Raw genomic sequence first — 16,710 nt, forward strand, 5'->3', positions numbered from 1 at the left:
GGGTGGGATGCCGTGGACGGGCGCTGCTGGCGCCGACGGCAACCGTCACAGCCTACGCCGACGCGCGGCCTGGCCGCGGGAGCCGCGTCCCTAGAATCGTCACATGCGCATCCACATCGCCACCGATCACGCCGGGATGGAGTTCTCCGCCCGCCTCCGGCAGCACCTCGCCTCCGCCGGTCACGACGTCGTCGACCACGGCCCGATCGAATACGACCCGGCCGACGACTACCCGTCGTTCTGCATCCGTGCGGCCCAGGCGGTCGTCCGCGACCAAGCGGCCGGTGTCGACGCGCTGGGCGTGGTCTTCGGGGGGAGTGGGAACGGCGAACAGATCGCGGCGAACAAGGTCCGCGGCATCCGTGCAGCGCTCGTCTGGAACCTGTCGACGGCTGAGTTGGCCCGCGAGCACAACGACGCCAACGTCATCGCGATCGGTGCGCGTCAGCACACCTTCGACGAGGCCGCCGGATTCATCGACCGCTTCATCGCGACTCCCTTCTCGGGCGAGGAGCGGCACGCTCGCCGCATCGGGCAGCTCGCCGCGTTCGAGGCCGACGGCGCGCTCGAACCGGACCCGCGCGCGGCGACCCCCGACGTGCTCGACGCCTCCGACAGCTTCGACCCGGAAGCGGGCTGATGCCGGAGGGGCACTCCGTCCACCGGATCGCCCGGCAGTTCGACCGGAACTTCGTCGGCCGAGTGGTGACGGCCTCGAGTCCGCAGGGTCGCTTCGCCGGGGGCGCGGCCGTCCTCACCGGGCGCACCCCCACCCGGGTGCGCGCCGTCGGCAAGCAGATGTTCCTCGAGTTCGACTCCGACGTGTGGCTCCGGGTGCATCTGGGGATCTACGGGGCCTGGGACTTCGCCGGTGAGATCTTGCTCGATCCGACGATCGCGTCTGCCAACGGGCGCATGGGGCAGACCGGCCAGCGCGGGACGGACGCCGTGTTCGACGATGCCGGTGAGAACTCCCTCGCCTCCATCGGCGCCCCTCGCCGCGCCCGAGGTGCGGTGCGGATGAGCGAGCAGACGCGCGGTCTGGACGAGGACCTCGAGGAGTGGCCGCCCGCCGTGGTCGGCCAGGTGCGACTCCGCCTGCTCACCGAGACCATGTGCGCCGACCTGCGTGGTCCCACCGCTTGCCAGCTTCAGACGCCCGACGAGATGCTCGCGACCGTGGCGAGCCTCGGACCCGATCCGCTCGTCGACGACCCGGCCGCGGGGGAGGAGCGCTTCCTCGCCGCCGCGAGGCGCAAGCCGACCGCGATCGGGCAGCTGCTCATGGACCAGAAGGTCGTCAGCGGGATCGGCAACGTCTACCGCGCGGAGATGCTCTTCCGTGCCCGACTGAATCCGCACACCCCTGGACGCGAGGTTCCGGAGGACGTCTTGCGCTCGCTCTGGCGCGACTGGGTGGTGCTCCTGCCCATCGGTGTCGACACCGGCCAGATGATGACGATGGACGGACTCGACGCCGAGTCGTACCGGCGGGCGATGGCCAGCCGCGACGATCGCCACTGGGTATACCGGCGCGCGGGACTCCCGTGCCGCGTCTGCGGCACGGCGATCGTCCTCGAGGAGATGGCCGCCCGCAAGCTGTACTGGTGCCCGCGATGCCAGGCCTGAGCCCGGCCCTCCGACCCGACCCGCGCTGACGACCCGACCCGAGGATGCCGCAATGAGACAGAATCCGAGCTTCGCCTTCACGGATACCGCGGAGCTTCGCCGAGTGATCGACGCGAACCCGTGGATGACGCTCGTGAGCAGCACCGACGACGGACTGGTCGCCTCGCACTACGCCGTGCTCCTGGACGCGGACCGCGATGATCTCACCGTCGTCGGGCATGTCGGTCGCCCCGACGACATGATCCACGGCCTCGGTACCCGAGAGCTGCTGTTGGTCGTGCAGGGGCCCCACGGGTACATCTCACCGGGGTGGTACGGCGACGTCGCGTCGGTGCCGACGTGGAACTTCGTCTCGATCCATCTGAGCGGCGTTCCCGAGATCCTGAGCCCGGAGGAGAATCTCGTCGTGCTGGAACGCCTCGTCGATCGGTTCGAGAGCGCCATGCCGTCGCCACGAGGCATGTGGACCGCACCCAATGACCCGGACTTCGTTCACAAGCTCGAACGGGGCACGATCGGGTTCCGGCTGACGCCGACCCGCGTGGTCGCGAAGCGCAAGCTCAGCCAGAACAAATCGGACGAGGTGGTGGACACCATCATCGAACAGCTCGAGTCGTCCCGCAGTCCGTACGCGGACCCCCGGCTTCCCGCAGAGATGCGACGCGCGCACGACGCGATGCGCACCGCCCGGGCGGAGCAGGCATGAGCCTCGACCGCGGCGACGGGGTCGATGTCATCTCGGGGGTCAGGCTGACCGGTGCGGACCGGATCGACCCGTTCGGCGACGACCCCGTGGACGTGCATCTGAGCGGGGGAGTGATCGTCGACATCGCACCCACCGGGGGACTTCCCCGGCGCGGCCGTGTGCTCGACGGCACCGGAGGCTGGCTCGTCCCGGGACTGTGGGACCACCACATCCACACGGTGCAGTGGGCTCTCGTGGCGCAGCGCGTCGCCCTCGGCGAGGTCGCGAGCGCCGCGGAGGCGGCGGCCGTGATGGGCCGGGCGCGCATCCTCGACGACGGGCGACGCGTCGGGACCGGATTCCGCGACGCGCTCTGGCCCGACGCCCCCTCGGCGGACCTGCTCGACAGGGCGACCGGGGACGTGCCGACCTACCTGATCAATGCCGATGTGCACAGCGTGTGGATGAACTCCGCCGCCTTCCGCCGGGAGGGCTTCGAGATCCAGGACGACGGCGTCGTCCGTGAGGAGCCGGCGTTCGAGATCTCGCGCCGTCTCAATCTGATCGACACCGCCGTGGCGGACGGGCTCGTGCGAGACGCCCTGCAGACCGCGGCATCCCGTGGCGTGACCGGCGTCGTCGACCTCGACATGGCCTGGAACGCGGAGGCGTGGTCACGCCGAATCGATGCGGGTTTCGACACGACGCGCGTGTCGTTCGGCGTGTACCCCGCCCTGCTCGAACGGGCCATCGCGGAGGGCCTCGCCACCGGGGACGCCCTGGACCCGGCCGGCCTCGTCCGGATGGGGTCGTTCAAGGCGATCACCGACGGTTCACTCGGCACCCGCACGGCCGCCTGCTCCCATCACTATCCCGGCGATCCTTCGAACTTCGGTGTGATGACGGTGCCCCCGGACGAACTGGTCGAGCTGATGACCCGCGCCACGGGAGCGGGGATCCACTGCGCGATCCACGCGATCGGCGACGTCGCCAACTCGCACGCCCTCGACGCCTTCGCGCTGACCGGCGCGTCGGGCAGCATCGAGCACGCGCAGCTGGTCGCTCACGCCGACATCCCCCGATTCGCCCGCCTCGGCGTGGCCGCGAGCGTGCAGCCCGAGCACGCGGTGGACGACCGCGACCTGACCGACACCATCTGGGCGGACCAGACGGCGCAGCCCTTTCCACTGCGCGCGCTGGCCGATTCCGGGGCGACGCTCCTCTTCGGCTCGGACGCGCCGGTATCACCCCTGGATCCGTGGGCCGCCATGGCCGCGGCCGTCCACCGTACCCGCGGCGGCCGTGCGCCCTGGCAGCCGCACCAGGCCCTCGATGCGGCGACGGCCTTGGCGGCTTCGACCGCCGGCGGCACCTCGACGGGCAGCGCCCTCGAGCCGGGCATGGTGGCCGACCTGGCGCTGATCGACCGCGATCCGCTCGCCTCCGACGACGCACGCCTCCGAGCGACCCGCGCCCACGCGACACTGCTGGCCGGACGACTGACCCACCTCGACGCCTGATCGCCCCTCGACACCCGACAGAGAGGTTCGCCCCATGACCATCGCCACGGATGCCGCCGTCCTCACCGTCGCCGGAGCGCGCCCCCGGATCCCGAACTCGGCGTTCGTCGCATCCGGCGCGCGCCTCGTGGGGGCGGTCGAACTGGGCGAGCAGGCGAGCGTCTGGTACAACGCGGTCCTGCGGGGCGACAGCGCGCCCATCCGCGTCGGCGCGCGCAGCAACCTCCAGGACAACGTGTCTCTGCACGTCGACGCCGCGCACCCGGTGGACATCGGCGACGACGTGTCGGTCGGTCACAACGCCGTCGTGCACGGATGCCGCATCGGCGACGGATCGCTGATCGGGATGGGCAGCGTCGTGCTCTCCGGCGCGGTCATCGGCGCCGGATGCCTCATCGCCGGGGGAGCGGTGGTCCTCGAGGGCACCGTCGTGCCCGACGGTTCGCTCGTCGCCGGCGTGCCGGCGAAGGTGCGCCGGGCCCTCACGGACGACGAGCGCGCGGGGCTGCTCCGCAACGCGGCCGTGTACCTCGCGCACGTGACCGCGCACTCCGAGGCGACCGACTCGTGTCCAGCTGATTCATAAGACGACTGGGGGATGCTCGGAGGATGCCCGAGCCCGTCCGTCCGCTGCTGTCGATGTGGTGGGCGATTCCGGTCGCGGTCGCCGGCGGAGCCGTGCTCGATCTCGCCTTCCCCGACGTCGGCCTCTGGCCGCTGGCGTTCGTCGGCGTCGCCCTGTCGCTTCTCACCCTCATCGGCCGGTCGATCGGGGGATCGATGCTCGTGGGGGCCGCCTTCGCGGCATCCTTCTACCTGCTCCACATCGAGTGGATCACCCGCTACCTCGGTCCCGTGCCGTGGTTCGCCCTCGCCGGTGTCGAGACCGTGCTGAGTGCGGTCGCCGCGGCGTTCCTCACGCTCGCGTATCGCTGGCTGCCGCAGCTGCTCCCGGGTGCCTGGGGACGGGTGCTGGCCCTTCCGGCGCTGGTCGCGGCCGCCTGGACCGCGCGGGAGCAGTTTCTCGGCTCGTGGCCGTACACGGGCTTTCCCTGGGGGCGCCTCGGGATGAGCCAGTCGGAGAGCCCGCTGGCGGAGCTCAGCTCGTGGCTGGGGGTCAGTGGACTCTCCTTCGCGATGGTGTTCGTGACCGCCGCGGGCATTGAGGCCGTCCGGATGCGGGTGTGGCGGCACGCGACGCTCGCCCTCCCCGCCGTCATCGGTGCGCTGGTGCTCGTGCTGATCCCGCAGTTCCCGACGGTGGATGCCGGGTCGATGCGCGTCGGAGCGGTGCAGGGCAACGGACCCTCGGGCTACTTCGACGAACGCGAGCCCTACGCCGTCTTCCAGGCGCAGCTCGACGGCACCGCGCCGCTGATCGGCGAGGATCTCGACGTGCTGCTGTGGCCTGAGGGCGGCATCGATGCCGACCCGATCGGCAATCGCTCGGTCGGACGCGCGCTCGATGATCTGTCGGAGGAGCTGGACGCGCCCCTCATCGTGAACGGTGCGACGGAGCGGGGCGAGCACATCTACAACACGTCGCTGCTGTGGCGCGCCGGGGCCGACGGACCGCTCGCCATCCACGACAAGGCGAACCCCGTGCCGATGGGGGAGTACGTCCCCGACCGGTGGTTCTTCGAGGCGCTCGCGCCCGACCTCATCGGGCGCATCCAGCGCGAGTACACCCCCGGCACGAACGCCCCGTTCTTCGACGTCGACGGCGTCGGCGTCGGTCTCGCGATCTGCTTCGACGTCATCTACGACGACGTGATCTGGGACGGCGCGAACGAGGGCGCCCAGGTGTACATGTTCCAGACCAACAACGCGGACTTCCGTGGCACCGACGAGAACCTCCAGCAGCTCGGCTTCGCACGGATGCGTGCCATCGAGACCGGGAGGTCGGTCGTCAACATCTCGACGGTGGGCACCAGTCAGGTGATCGCGCCCGACGGCTCCGTGATCGACGCGCTGGCGGCGGACACGAGCGGTGCGCTCCTCGTCGACGTGCCGTTGCGCTCAGGCCTCACCGCCGGCGTCGTCCTCGGCCCGGCCGTGCAGTGGCTCCTGGGCTGGCTCGCCCTGCCGACCCTGGCGCTGTGCGGCATCCTCGTGCGGGCCAGACGGCACACGAAAGCGGCGCCGCCCGCGAAGGACGGCGCCGCTCAGGTGTGAAGGGTCAGGCGCTCAGGCGCTCGCCACGACGTTCCCGAAGAAGCGCGAGGCGCTCCTCGAGGAGCTCTTCGAGCTCGGGGACGGTGCGGCGCTCGAGCAGCATGTCCCAGTGGGTACGGGCGGCCTTGTCGCCGGAGTGGTCGACCTCGGCGACGGTGTCGCCGATACGACGAAGCGCTTCGGCGCCGCACGTGCGGCACTCCCAGGCCTCGGGGACCTCGGCATCGGCCGCGAAGGTCATGACCGTGTCACGCTCGCACTGCGTGCAGACGTACGTGTGGTTGGTGCGCTCTACGAATACGACGCCCTCTTCGCTCTGTAGGCTCGAAGCGCCGAGACGCATGCCGCGAAGGCTGCGATCTGCCATTGTGTGGTCCTCTCGTCAACCTTCAGGTATAACGAACTCACCTGTGGAGTTCATCCGAACGACCGGCTCCGGCCGCCGTTTTCACAGCCGATGTTCAGGACTTCCGGGTAGTGAATCGGTTCCTCTCCCGCGCACGAGGGTGTGCACCGCGAGCGCCGCGTCGTCGGACACGATTCCATCGACCCCGAGGGCGACGAGGCGAACCATCTCCTCGGGGTCATTGACCGTCCAGACGTGGACTTCGACTCCCGCCTCGTGCGCTGCGGCGATCAGGCGCGGCGTGACGATACGGATGCCGCGATGTCGCACCGGCACCTGGAGAGCATCCACCGAGTCGAGTGCGGATCGCGCGAGTGTCCGCAGCCCCGTCCTCGCGCCGAGGAGGACGCGGGCGAGCGTGGCGGAACCGGCCGATGTCGCCGGATCCCCACCCTTCGCACGCGCCGCCTCGAGGGCCGCGCGGCGACGATCGTCGGAGAAGCTCGTCACGAGCACCCTGTCGGCATGCCGCGCGACGAGGCGTCCGACCTCCGTGGCGGCGGCCGCAGCCTTCACATCCAGATTGAAGCGGGCGTCGGGGAAGGCATCGAGGGCGTCGCTCAGCGTCGCCAGGCCGCCCCGCGTCGACATGATCTCCGACAGCTCGCGGGAGGTCACGTCGGCGACCGGTCGCGGATCACCCGTGACGCGACTCAGATCGTCGTCGTGAAAGAGGACGACGACACCGTCTGACGTCAGGTGGCAATCGGATTCGAGGTAGACCGTGCCCGCGGCGCGAGCTGCCGCCAGCGCGGCCACGGAATTCTCGGCGACGTTCTCAGAATCATGCGGGACGAACCCGCGGTGGGCGAGGACGCGGGGGAGGGTCTGCCCGGCGAACCACGGATGGCTCATGCCGGCGGTGCGGGGGGAGGCGTCTTGCCGCCGAATGCCGTGCTGAAGGACTTCAGCGCGTCGGTGAACTCGCTGGGGATGATCCAGAGCTTGCTCGACGAGCTCTCGCTGATCTTCGGCAGCGTCTGGAGGTACTGGTAGGCCAGCAGCTTCTCGTCGGGGTTGCCCTTGTGGATGGCGTCGAACACTGACTGGATCGCTTCCGCCTCGCCCTGGGCACGCAGGACAGCGGCCTGCTTGTCACCCTCCGCGCGGAGGATCTCCGCCTGGCGGCGACCTTCGGCCTCGAGGATCTGCGACTGCTTGGAGCCCTCCGCGGTGAGGATCGCGGCGCGGCGGTCCCGCTCGGCGCGCATCTGCTTCTCCATCGAGTCCTGGATCGACACGGGCGGGTCGATGGCCTTCAGCTCGACGCGCGAGACGCGGATGCCCCACTTGCCGGTCGCTTCATCGAGCACCACGCGGAGCTGCGTGTTGATGTTGTCGCGACTGGTCAGCGCCTCTTCGAGGTTGAGGCCGCCGACGACGTTGCGGAGCGTGGTGGTGGTGAGCTGCTCGACGGCACCGAGGTAGTTGTTGATCTCGTACGTTGCCGCGCGGGCATCGGTGACCTGGAAGTAGACGACGGTGTCGATCGAGACGACGAGGTTGTCTTCGGTGATGACCGGCTGCGGCGGGAACGACACCACCTGCTCGCGCATGTCGACGAGCGGCAGCAGGCGGTCGATGAACGGGATCAGGATGTTCAGGCCGGGGGAGAGTGTGCGCTGGTAGCGGCCGAGCCGTTCCACGACCCCCGAGTAGGCCTGGGGGATGATCCGGATCGAGCGGAACAGCACCACCACGACGAAGATCGCGATGACGACCAGCAGGACGACGATGAAGATCTGGCCGACGAAGGCGCCGACGTTCACGCTGAGGGGGAGGGTCATGCGGGGGTCCCTTCTTCGGGCGCGACCACAACGGTGGCGCCGCGGACGGCGGTGACGGTCACGCGTTGACCTGGTGCGACGGATGCGGAGGCGTCGGCGAGGCGGGCGGTCCAGGTCTCACCGTTGTCGAGCTTCACCGCTCCGTCGCCGTCGGTGAAGGCGCCGACGACGCGCGCCGACATCCCGGTGAGCGCGTCGACGTTCGTGGGTATGTGCTGGCTCGAGCGGTGAAGCGCTCGCAGCAGAAGCGGCCGGATCGTGAACAGGAGCAGTGCCGCGACACCTGCGGCCGCGAGAACCTGGAGCCACCATTCGCCGCCGAGCAGGTTCACGCCGAGGCCCCCGATCAGCGTTCCCGCGGCGAGCATCAGGAAAGTGAACTCGAGGGTCAGCAGCTCGATGATGACGAAGACGACGGCCAGCACCAACCAGCCGATCCACAGGTACTGGACGAGATCCGGCAACACGGCGGCTCCTTCCCCGGGGGCGTGTCCTCGCACCCTACCAACGGCTCCCCGGGCGGAGGGGGAACGGGCCCGATTGATAGGGTCGAATCGAGCGTGCCCCGGCTCGCGTCGCCCGTCCCCACCCGCAGGAGATCTCATGTCCCACCCGCTTCCGTCCGGCTCGCTTGCAGGGAAGACCGCTCTGGTCACGGGGTCCTCGCGAGGCATCGGCGCCGACACCGCGCGCTACCTCGCTCAGGCCGGGGCGAACGTCGTCATCAACTTCCGCAACAAGGCTCCGCGGGCCGAGAAGCTCGCTGCGGAGCTGCGTGAACTCGGCGTCGAGGTGCTCACCGTGGGAGCGGATCTGACCGATGCGGCATCCGTGGCTGAGATGTTCCGCGCCGTCGAAGAGCGCTTCGGCGCTCTCGACGTGCTCGTCCTGAACGCCTCCGGCGGGATGGAGGGTGGCATGGCTGCGGACTACGCGCTGACACTGAACCGCGACGCGCAGGTGGGCGTCCTCGAGGCGGCCACCCCGCTGATCCCTGCGGGCGGACGGGTCGTCTTCGTGACCAGCCACCAGGCGCACTTCATCGAGACCACGCCGACCATGCCCGAGTACGAGCCGGTCGCGCGCTCGAAGCGGGCCGGCGAAGACGCCCTCCGCGAGCGGATCCCCGCGCTGACCGAGGCGGGCATCGAGTTCGTCGTCGTTTCCGGTGACATGATCGAGGGCACGATCACTGCCACCCTCCTCGAGCGTGCCAACCCCGGCGCCATCGAGGCACGCCGCGAATCGGCAGGCAAGCTCTACAACGTCTCGGAGTTCGCGGCCGAGGTCGCCCTCGCCGCCGTCGAGCCGGTCCCGGCAGATAACACGCGGCTCATCGGCGACGTCAGCTCGTTCGGCGCCTGATCGTGCGGCCCCTCGACATCCAGACCCTCGTCACGGTCGGACGCCCGACCGTCGACCCCGCGGGCACCGTCGCCGTCTTCGCCACCTCCCGGCCCGACGTCGCCGCGAACCGGAACGTCGGTCAGCTGTGGCGGGTCGACCTCCCGGGCGGGACGCCCCGGCGACTCACGCAGGGTGTGGCCGACGCCGCTCCGCGCTTCAGCCCCGACGGCGCCGTCGTGGCCTTCCTGCGCGCGGACGCGAAGGGCAAGCCGCAGATCCACGTTCTGCCGGTCGCCGGTGGCGAGCCGGTTCAAGCGACCGACGCGCCCGGTGGCGTGTCCGACTACGCCTGGTCACCCGACGGCACCCGCTTCGCATACCTCTCTCGCGTCGTCGAGGAGGGCCGATACGGTTCGATCGACGGGCTGGATGCCACGGCGGAATCCCCGCGGCGGGTGACCGGCGTTCGCTGGCACGCCAACGGCCTCGGCTACATCGCCGATCGGCCCGCGCACCTCTTCGTGATCGACGTGCCCGACATCGCGGGGGAGCCTCTCTACGAGCCCGCCGCCGCGGTCGGCATCCGCCCCGACGCAGGGGCCGTCCGGGCGCAGGCCCGTGCCCTCACGTCGGGGACGGCTTCCCACAGTGGGGTTGTCTTCACGCCGGACGGCGCCGAGGTGCTGACCGTCACGGAGGAGATCGAACTCGACGCCCGCGACCTGGCCTCCCACGTGATCGCGGTTTCCGTGGACAGCGGCGCCGTCCGTGACGTGCTGTCGACAGCTGCACGCCTCTCGGTGTCGGAGGTGGCGATCGCCGCTGACGGCACGGTCGCGCTGCTCGCATCCGACGTGGGCCCTTCCGGCACGGACTTCGTCGCCCCGGGGGTCGGCCTGTGGCTCCTCGGCCCCGACGGCCCCGCCCCTGTGACCGACGCGGAGAGCGTCGACCTCGGCGAGGTCGGATCGCACGTCACCGCCATCGGGGACGACTTCCTCGTTCACCGCCGCGCCCGTGGGCGCGTGCATCTCGAGCGTCTCGGTCGGGACGGCTCCCGTCAGGTGGTCGTGGACGGTGACGTCGAGGTGAACGGTCATGCGGTGGGAGGCGATCGCATCGTGGTCGCCGTCTCCCGCCCGGGCTCGCTGGGCGAGCTGGAGCTCGTCGGGAGTGGGTCTCTGACCGACTTCGGCGCCAGCGCCCGCGCGACGGACGTCGTGACCCCGGTCGAGGCGGAGATCAGCGGGCGCGACGGATACCCGGTGCACGGATGGGTCGCGACGCCGCAGGGCGAAGGTCCGCATCCGGTCATCCTGATGATCCATGGTGGCCCGTATGCCCAATACGGCATACACCTGTTCGACGAGGTTCAGACGCTGGTCACGGCGGGGTACGCGGTCGTCTACTGCAACCCGCGCGGCAGCGCCGGCTACGGACGGGCTCACGGGCGCAGCATCCGTCACCGCATGGGGACGCTCGACATGCACGACGTGCTGGACTTTCTGGACGCAGCCGTTCACGCAGACGACAGCCTCGACGGTGCGCGCGTCGGGATCATGGGTGGTTCCTACGGCGGCTACCTCACCGCGTGGACCATCGCGCACGATCACCGCTTCGCGGGTGCCATCGTCGAGCGCGGATTCCTCGATCCGGTCTCCTTCGCGGGGACGAGCGACATCGGGTCGTTCTTCGGCCACGAGTACGTGGGGGAGGAGCCGGCGCAGATGGCGGCCCAGAGCCCGATGGCCGTCGTCGACCAGGTGACGACCCCGACCTTCGTCGTGCACGCAGAGCTCGATTTCCGCTGCCCGCTCGAGCAGGCGACGCGCTACTACTCCGCCCTGCGCCGCCAGGGGACGCCCGCAGAGATGCTGATCTTCCCGGGTGAAAACCACGAACTGACCCGTTCCGGCCAGCCCCGCCACCGTGTGGAGCGTTTCGATGCCGTCCTGGAGTGGTGGGCGCGGTATCTGCCCGTCACGCTCAGCGCCGCCGACTGATCGTCAGGTCGCGGGCCCGAGGAGGACGACGACGAGGAACAGCACGGGCACGCACCCGATCGTCGTCAGGAAGACGGTGTCGCGCGCGATGGTCTCGCCGACCCGGTACCGCTGCGCGTAGTTGAAGACGTTCTGTGCCGTCGGCAGCGCGGCGAGCACGGTGACCACGAGCACCTCCTGCGCCGACAGTCCGAACGCGAATGTCGCGAGGGCCCACGCGACCACCGGCATGGCGATCAGCTTCAGCGCCGTCGCCGCGAGGATGTCGCGCCGCCGACCGGAGGGCCCGAGCACGCGCTGGCCGTGCAGGGAGATGCCGTAGCTGATCAGCAGGACCGGCACGGCGGCGTTCGCCACGAGATGGAGCGGATCCATCACGATCGCGGGCAGGCGCAGCTCGAGCGCGGCGGCGAGCGTTCCCAGCGCCGACCCCACGACGATCGGGTTCGTGATGGTTCGCCTGATGATGGGCCATGGGCGCCGAGAGCTGCTGGAGGTCACGGCCTCGAAGATGGCCATCGTGATTGGGGTCAGCACGAGGAGTTGGAAGAGGATGACGGGCGCCGGGAAAGCCGCGCTCCCGAGCACGTACAACGAGAGCGGGATGCCGATGTTGTTGGAGTTCACCTGTCCGGCGGAGAGCGCGCCGATGAGGGTCTCGCCGGCGCTGCGTCGCCACAAGAATCGCGCGATCGGCGCATAGAGCAGGAACACGATGACGGCGGTGAGGGCAGACACGGGGAGCAACGCCGAGAAGAGGGTTCTCACATCCGCTTCGGACAGCACCACGAACAGCAGGAATGGACTGAGGACGAAGAACGTCAGGCGCCCGAGGACCTGGCCGCCGGTGGGACCGAGCAGGTCGATGCGGCCGATCACCCACCCGACGGTGATCGCGACGCCGACCACGACGAATCCGGTCAGCACTTCGAGCACCCTTCGAGCCTAAGCCGACCGCCGCAGCGCAGGAGACCGGGGGAGGAGCCCTCGGTGCACGCTGTCGGGACCGCCACCACGCCGTGAGGGATGATGGAGGGGTGAGCACCGCCGACCGGCGCCGGATACGCCGGCGCATCCTCTCGTGGGTCCCCATCACCGTGGTGGCGGTCATCTGCGCGGGATTCGTCGTTGCGGCGAACGTCATGCAGGACTCCTGGTGGAGTGCGCCCGAACCCACCGCGGCCGCCGATCAGCACTCCGCGAAGGGCATGTCTGTCTTCACCGGAACGGGCATCGACTACCTCACTCGCGACGGGTACATGAAGGTGGAACTCCGCGATGCGTCGGAGTCGGCGCGGTCGCTGGGCCTGGACTCCGACGGATCGCGCACCTTCGAGCCGATCGTGCCGATCAACGCGATCATGCTCGGCGCGGACGGCGTGATCGACCTCGACCTCGTCCGCTCGGTGACCGTCGTCAGCGAAGACGATCGGGTCGCGGCGGTAGAGCTGCTGACCGACAACGACGGCGCCTGGACCGCCGCGTACGCCGAGGTCGCCGACGTGACGTCGGAGTGGGGCTTCACACCAGACGACCTCGATGCGCTGCGCGACGACCTCACGGCGCGATCGCGGTCAGCCGACGGGATGCCGTACCGCGCAGCACTCGCGGAGCGTGAGTACCACGGCGCACGGGTCAGTGCCGAGATCGCGGTCGACCCTGCGGTATCCCAGGTGACTGCTCGCTTCGTCGTCAAACCGCTCTGAGAGACGACGAACGCTTTCGCGCCGGTCTTTCCGGGCCTCCGATAATGCACATTATGTCAACTCGGACGACGGGCAACCGTGGAGCGACTCCCCGTCGGTGCGGTGCTCGCAGAAGCTCCGCGAGCACCGCACCTCCCCTCATGCGTGCAGGTCGACGCCCTTGGGTTCCTTGATGAGGCTGACGCCGATCAGCGAGATCACCGACACGATCGCGATGTAGACACCGATCGTCCACGACGCCTTCGTCGCGTTCAACAGCGCCTCCGCGATCATCGGCGCGAACGCGCCGCCCAGAATCGCCCCCAGCGCGTAGCCGATGGAGACGCCCGAGTATCGGACGTTCGCCGGGAACATCTCGGCGTACAACGCCGCCTGCGGGCCGTACGACAGCCCGAGCCCGAAGGTCATCACGAACAGGGCGACGAAGTACCAGGCGATCTCCCCCGTGTCGATCAGGAACCACATCGGCACGGCCCAGACGGCGAGCACCAGGTAGCCGATCTGGAAGGTGCGCACTCGACCCAGCCGATCGGAGATCCGACCGCCCCACAGTGTGAAGCCCAGCCATCCGAACGATGCGAGCGCGGTCGCCAGGAGAACCGTGGGTCGATCCATGCCGAGTGAGGCCACCGCGTACGTGGAGAAGAACGCGATCAGCAGGTATCCGGCGGCGTTGTTGCCGATGAAGACCACCGCCGTCAGGACGACCTGACGCCAGTTTCCCCGGAAGAGCTGACCGAGCGGTGCAGCGGATTCCTTGCGTCGACGCAGGAGATCCTCGAAGACCGGGCTCTCCTCCACCGCGCGGCGGATCACGTATCCCACCACGATGAGCACGATCGACAGCAGGAACGGCACGCGCCAGCCCCACTCCAGGAACGCCTCCGGCGTCATGGACGACGTCAGGATCCACAGGGTGGCGGTGGCCAGGATCATGCCGACCGGTACGCCGATCTGCGGGAAGGCGCCGAAGAATCCGCGTCGTCCCGCCGGCGCGTGTTCGACCGAGAGGAGCGCAGCGCCACCCCACTCCCCTCCCGCGGAGAAGCCCTGCAGAATGCGGAGGGTGATGAGCAGGATCGGAGCGGCGACGCCGATCGCCTCATAAGTCGGAAGGACGCCGATCAGCGACGTGGAGACGCCCATCATGACGAGGGTGAACACCAGCAGCTTCTTCCGGCCGATCCGGTCCCCCAGCCACCCCGCGACGACCGCGCCGAGCGGACGGAACAGGAAGGAGATGCCGATGGTCGCGAACGAGAGCACCTGCGCCGCTCCCCTGTTCGCCTCCGCCAGGGGCGCGAGGAACAGGGGCGCCAGCACGAGGCCGGCCGCCTGTGCGTAGATGAAGAAGTCGTACCACTCGATCGAGGTGCCGACGAGGGTGCCCGCGAGGACCCTCCGCTCCTCTCTGGTCGTGGCCGAACGGACGCGGGGTCGAGCGGATGCAACTGTTGCCATGGGAACTCCATCGTTCATGGTGCGAGGTGCGGGACGAGCCCTCCCGCGGGGACAGGGAACGGGTCAGCGACCCTGGAATCCGGGGCGACGCTTCTCCTGGAACGCGGCGAAGCCCTCGCGATAGTCAGCGGTGTCGCACAGCGCCGCCTGCGCGCGCGTCTCCGCCGCGAGGGCGTCCCACAGGCCCACCCGCTCGTCGCGCAGCTGCGCGATGAGTCGCTTGCTGGCGAGGAACGCCTGCGTCGCTCCCGCAGACGCGGCGACCGCGGCATCCTGCACGGCGAAAGAGAGATCCGCAGCCGGATACGACCGGGAGAACAGGCCCGCGAGGACCGCCTCCGCGCCGGACATGAGCCGGCCGGTGTAGATCAGGTCGAGGGCCCGATGCGCCCCCAGCCGCTCGAAGAAGAGCGCGTGCCCGCCCGAGTCGAGCGTCGCCCCGAGTGCGGCGAACGGCGAGCCGATCTTCGCATCGTCCGCGACGTAGACGACGTCCGTCGCGATGAGGAGCCCGAGACCGACGCCGAGCGCCGCCCCCTGGACGGCCGCGAAGGTCGGAGCCGGGAACTGCGCCATGGTGCGGAGCAGGGGCGAGACGAGACCGTCGAGGAACCCGAGGACGTCGTCGTCACGCGGATCCACGTCGCTGATGTCGCGACCGGCGCAGAACGCCCGCCCCTCCCCTGTCAGCGTGAGCGCGCGCACTCCCGCCCGCTCCGCCTCGAGATAGGCGTCGTGCAGATCCCGCACCGCCTGCTCGTCGAGCGCGTTCAGCTTCGCGGGGTTGTCGAGGCGGACGTGTGCGACATCGCCCCGCACCTGGAGATCGATCATCGGGGCCTCAGCTGTCGTAGTCGACCGTGACACGGTCGGTGGTCGGATGCGACTGGCACGTCAGCACGTACCCCCGCTCGAGCTCGTCGGGCTCCAGCGCATAGTTGTCGGTCATGTTCACCGACCCGGTGATCACCCGGGCGCGACAGGTGCCGCACACTCCCCCGGCGCAGGCGAAGGGCACGTCGGGACGGACCCGGAGCGCGGCATCCAGAATCGACTCGTTGGCGTCGACGGGGCTCTCCACCGTCGCGGATTGCCCGTCGAGGGTGAATTCGATCGTGACGGTGGGGGCGTCGTCGCGCACGACGACAGGCCGCCTCGGTCCGCGCTTCTCCTCCCCGGTCGAGAAGAGCTCGAACCGCACCCGATCGGAGCTCACTCCGCGCGCGCCGAGACCGTCCCGGCAGAGACTCACGAGCTCGAGCGGACCGCAGAGGAACCACTCGTCGACGGTCTCGGGTCGCACGAGCCCGTCGAGGATCCGTCCGAGCCGCTCCTCGTCGATGCGCCCCGACAGCACCGGGGCCGCGCGCTGCTCCCGCGACAGCACGTGATGCAGTGCGAGCCGTGACGGATACCGGTCCTTCAGGTCGGCGAGCTCTTCCACGAACATGACGTCCTTCGTGGACCGATTCGTGTAGACGAGCGTGAACCGCGACGTCGACGACCGCGCGAGCACGGTCGTCGCGAGCGCCATCATCGGGGTGATCCCCGAGCCGGCGGCGATGCCCGCGACGTGGACGCCCTCGAGGTCGTCGAGAGTGGACGTGAATCCGCCCTGCGGGCTCATGACGTCGAGGACGTCACCCGGACGCAGACCGTCCTGCGCCCACGTCGAGAAGCGACCGCCGTGGTCCCGCTTGATCGCGACGCTGATCGACTCCCGGTTCGGCGGTCGGCACAGCGAATAGGAGCGCCGGACCTCCTCACCCTCGAGCGTCGTGCGCAGCGCCACATACTGACCGGGAAGGAAGCGGTAAACCGCGGCGAGCTCCTCGGGGATCGCGAACGACACCTCCACGGCATCCGCTGTCAGCGGGCGGACCGCGCTCACGGTCAGCGCGTGGAAGCGGGCTCGCGTGCGACGGGATCCCTCACCTCCGACCGCATTCGCCACGAGCACATCCGCCATAGCCGCAGAGTCCGTCATCGCC

The 16,710-nt window shown here is 69.7% G+C and carries 17 protein-coding genes; 9 read left to right on the top strand and 8 right to left on the bottom strand.

Going from position 1 to position 16,710, the window contains the following annotated elements; genetic code table 11:
• The first annotated feature begins 103 nt into the window (after positions 1-103).
• The 6 genes from BKA24_RS09775 to lnt are packed head-to-tail and all read left to right on the top strand — an operon-like array spanning position 104 to position 6,009.
• Entirely contained in the window at positions 104-640 is a 537-nt protein-coding gene (locus BKA24_RS09775) for a ribose-5-phosphate isomerase (RefSeq protein ID WP_184217554.1), read from the top strand.
• A complete protein-coding gene (locus BKA24_RS09780; protein WP_184217556.1) occupies positions 640-1,629 on the top strand; it encodes an Fpg/Nei family DNA glycosylase in 990 nt (329 codons plus the stop codon). Before BKA24_RS09775 ends, BKA24_RS09780 begins: the two co-directional genes overlap by 1 nt.
• A gap of 52 nt (positions 1,630-1,681) precedes the next feature.
• Positions 1,682-2,335, top strand: coding sequence for an FMN-binding negative transcriptional regulator (locus BKA24_RS09785; RefSeq protein WP_184217558.1), 654 nt, complete (start codon positions 1,682-1,684; stop codon positions 2,333-2,335).
• Positions 2,332-3,834, top strand: coding sequence for an amidohydrolase (locus tag BKA24_RS09790; RefSeq protein ID WP_184217560.1), 1,503 nt, complete (start codon positions 2,332-2,334; stop codon positions 3,832-3,834). The genes BKA24_RS09785 and BKA24_RS09790 overlap by 4 nt, the downstream gene beginning before the upstream one ends.
• 34 nt (positions 3,835-3,868) lie before the next feature.
• Positions 3,869-4,420 carry a gamma carbonic anhydrase family protein gene (locus BKA24_RS09795; protein ID WP_184217562.1) on the top strand — a complete coding sequence of 184 codons (552 nt, stop codon included), beginning with the start codon at positions 3,869-3,871 and terminating at the stop codon, positions 4,418-4,420.
• 23 nt (positions 4,421-4,443) lie between these two features.
• Entirely contained in the window at positions 4,444-6,009 is a 1,566-nt protein-coding gene (gene lnt, locus BKA24_RS09800) for an apolipoprotein N-acyltransferase (protein WP_184217564.1), read from the top strand.
• Positions 6,010-6,013: 4 nt separating this feature from the next.
• On the opposite strand, the gene BKA24_RS09805 is transcribed toward lnt, so the two are convergent.
• The 4 genes from BKA24_RS09805 to BKA24_RS09820 form a co-directional block, all read right to left on the bottom strand.
• Positions 6,014-6,376 carry an RNA polymerase-binding protein RbpA gene (locus BKA24_RS09805; RefSeq protein ID WP_184217566.1) on the bottom strand — a complete coding sequence of 121 codons (363 nt, stop codon included), beginning with the start codon at positions 6,374-6,376 and terminating at the stop codon, positions 6,014-6,016.
• Positions 6,377-6,457: 81 nt separating this feature from the next.
• Positions 6,458-7,270 carry a glycerophosphodiester phosphodiesterase family protein gene (locus BKA24_RS09810; RefSeq protein ID WP_184217568.1) on the bottom strand — a complete coding sequence of 271 codons (813 nt, stop codon included), beginning with the start codon at positions 7,268-7,270 and terminating at the stop codon, positions 6,458-6,460.
• On the bottom strand, positions 7,267-8,202 hold the full coding sequence (locus BKA24_RS09815) for an SPFH domain-containing protein (protein WP_184217570.1): 936 nt from the start codon (positions 8,200-8,202) through the stop codon (positions 7,267-7,269). The genes BKA24_RS09810 and BKA24_RS09815 overlap by 4 nt, the downstream gene beginning before the upstream one ends.
• On the bottom strand, positions 8,199-8,669 hold the full coding sequence (locus tag BKA24_RS09820; protein WP_184217572.1) for an NfeD family protein: 471 nt from the start codon (positions 8,667-8,669) through the stop codon (positions 8,199-8,201). Before BKA24_RS09820 ends, BKA24_RS09815 begins: the two co-directional genes overlap by 4 nt.
• A 136-nt stretch (positions 8,670-8,805) precedes the next feature.
• Here BKA24_RS09820 and BKA24_RS09825 point away from each other — a divergent pair, with 136 nt between their 5' ends.
• Positions 8,806-9,567, top strand: a complete 762-nt coding sequence (locus BKA24_RS09825) for an SDR family oxidoreductase (protein WP_184217574.1) — start codon at positions 8,806-8,808, stop codon at positions 9,565-9,567.
• A 2-nt stretch (positions 9,568-9,569) separates the two neighbouring features.
• Positions 9,570-11,552, top strand: a complete 1,983-nt coding sequence (locus BKA24_RS09830) for a prolyl oligopeptidase family serine peptidase (protein WP_184217576.1) — start codon at positions 9,570-9,572, stop codon at positions 11,550-11,552.
• A gap of 3 nt (positions 11,553-11,555) precedes the next feature.
• Here the strand turns inward: BKA24_RS09830 and BKA24_RS09835 are convergent, their stop codons facing one another.
• Positions 11,556-12,488, bottom strand: a complete 933-nt coding sequence (locus BKA24_RS09835; protein WP_184217578.1) for an AEC family transporter — start codon at positions 12,486-12,488, stop codon at positions 11,556-11,558.
• Between the two features lie 101 nt (positions 12,489-12,589).
• Here BKA24_RS09835 and BKA24_RS09840 point away from each other — a divergent pair, with 101 nt between their 5' ends.
• Entirely contained in the window at positions 12,590-13,258 is a 669-nt protein-coding gene (locus tag BKA24_RS09840; RefSeq protein WP_184217580.1) for a hypothetical protein, read from the top strand.
• 138 nt (positions 13,259-13,396) lie between these two features.
• Here BKA24_RS09840 and BKA24_RS09845 read toward each other — a convergent pair whose 3' ends face one another.
• From BKA24_RS09845 to paaE, 3 genes are all read right to left on the bottom strand, one after another.
• Positions 13,397-14,719 (bottom strand): MFS transporter, encoded by a 1,323-nt coding sequence (locus tag BKA24_RS09845; RefSeq protein ID WP_184217582.1) that lies wholly within the window; start codon positions 14,717-14,719, stop codon positions 13,397-13,399.
• Between the two features lie 63 nt (positions 14,720-14,782).
• Positions 14,783-15,553: an enoyl-CoA hydratase/isomerase family protein gene (locus BKA24_RS09850; protein WP_184217584.1), complete on the bottom strand. Its 771-nt coding sequence runs from the start codon at positions 15,551-15,553 to the stop codon at positions 14,783-14,785.
• Positions 15,554-15,560: 7 nt separating this feature from the next.
• A complete protein-coding gene (gene paaE, locus BKA24_RS09855; protein WP_425488718.1) occupies positions 15,561-16,688 on the bottom strand; it encodes a 1,2-phenylacetyl-CoA epoxidase subunit PaaE in 1,128 nt (375 codons plus the stop codon).
• Positions 16,689-16,710: the final 22 nt, after the last annotated feature.

Origin of the sequence: Microbacterium marinum (genome assembly GCF_014204835.1) — a bacterium.
GTDB lineage: Bacteria > Actinomycetota > Actinomycetes > Actinomycetales > Microbacteriaceae > Microbacterium > Microbacterium marinum.

What these genes read in the sequence shown, in the direction of transcription:
- BKA24_RS09845 (WP_184217582.1), bottom strand. Translation starts at nt 14,719, where the DNA reads ATGGCAACAGTTGCATCCGCTCGACCCCGCGTCCGTTCGGCCACGACC.
- BKA24_RS09785 (WP_184217558.1), top strand. Translation starts at nt 1,682, where the DNA reads ATGAGACAGAATCCGAGCTTCGCCTTCACGGATACCGCGGAGCTTCGC.
- BKA24_RS09790 (WP_184217560.1), top strand. Translation starts at nt 2,332, where the DNA reads ATGAGCCTCGACCGCGGCGACGGGGTCGATGTCATCTCGGGGGTCAGG.
- BKA24_RS09805 (WP_184217566.1), bottom strand. Translation starts at nt 6,376, where the DNA reads ATGGCAGATCGCAGCCTTCGCGGCATGCGTCTCGGCGCTTCGAGCCTA.
- lnt (WP_184217564.1), top strand. Translation starts at nt 4,444, where the DNA reads ATGCCCGAGCCCGTCCGTCCGCTGCTGTCGATGTGGTGGGCGATTCCG.
- BKA24_RS09815 (WP_184217570.1), bottom strand. Translation starts at nt 8,202, where the DNA reads ATGACCCTCCCCCTCAGCGTGAACGTCGGCGCCTTCGTCGGCCAGATC.
- BKA24_RS09825 (WP_184217574.1), top strand. Translation starts at nt 8,806, where the DNA reads ATGTCCCACCCGCTTCCGTCCGGCTCGCTTGCAGGGAAGACCGCTCTG.
- BKA24_RS09810 (WP_184217568.1), bottom strand. Translation starts at nt 7,270, where the DNA reads ATGAGCCATCCGTGGTTCGCCGGGCAGACCCTCCCCCGCGTCCTCGCC.
- BKA24_RS09795 (WP_184217562.1), top strand. Translation starts at nt 3,869, where the DNA reads ATGACCATCGCCACGGATGCCGCCGTCCTCACCGTCGCCGGAGCGCGC.
- BKA24_RS09850 (WP_184217584.1), bottom strand. Translation starts at nt 15,553, where the DNA reads ATGATCGATCTCCAGGTGCGGGGCGATGTCGCACACGTCCGCCTCGAC.
- BKA24_RS09780 (WP_184217556.1), top strand. Translation starts at nt 640, where the DNA reads ATGCCGGAGGGGCACTCCGTCCACCGGATCGCCCGGCAGTTCGACCGG.
- BKA24_RS09775 (WP_184217554.1), top strand. Translation starts at nt 104, where the DNA reads ATGCGCATCCACATCGCCACCGATCACGCCGGGATGGAGTTCTCCGCC.
- paaE (WP_425488718.1), bottom strand. Translation starts at nt 16,688, where the DNA reads ATGGCGGATGTGCTCGTGGCGAATGCGGTCGGAGGTGAGGGATCCCGT.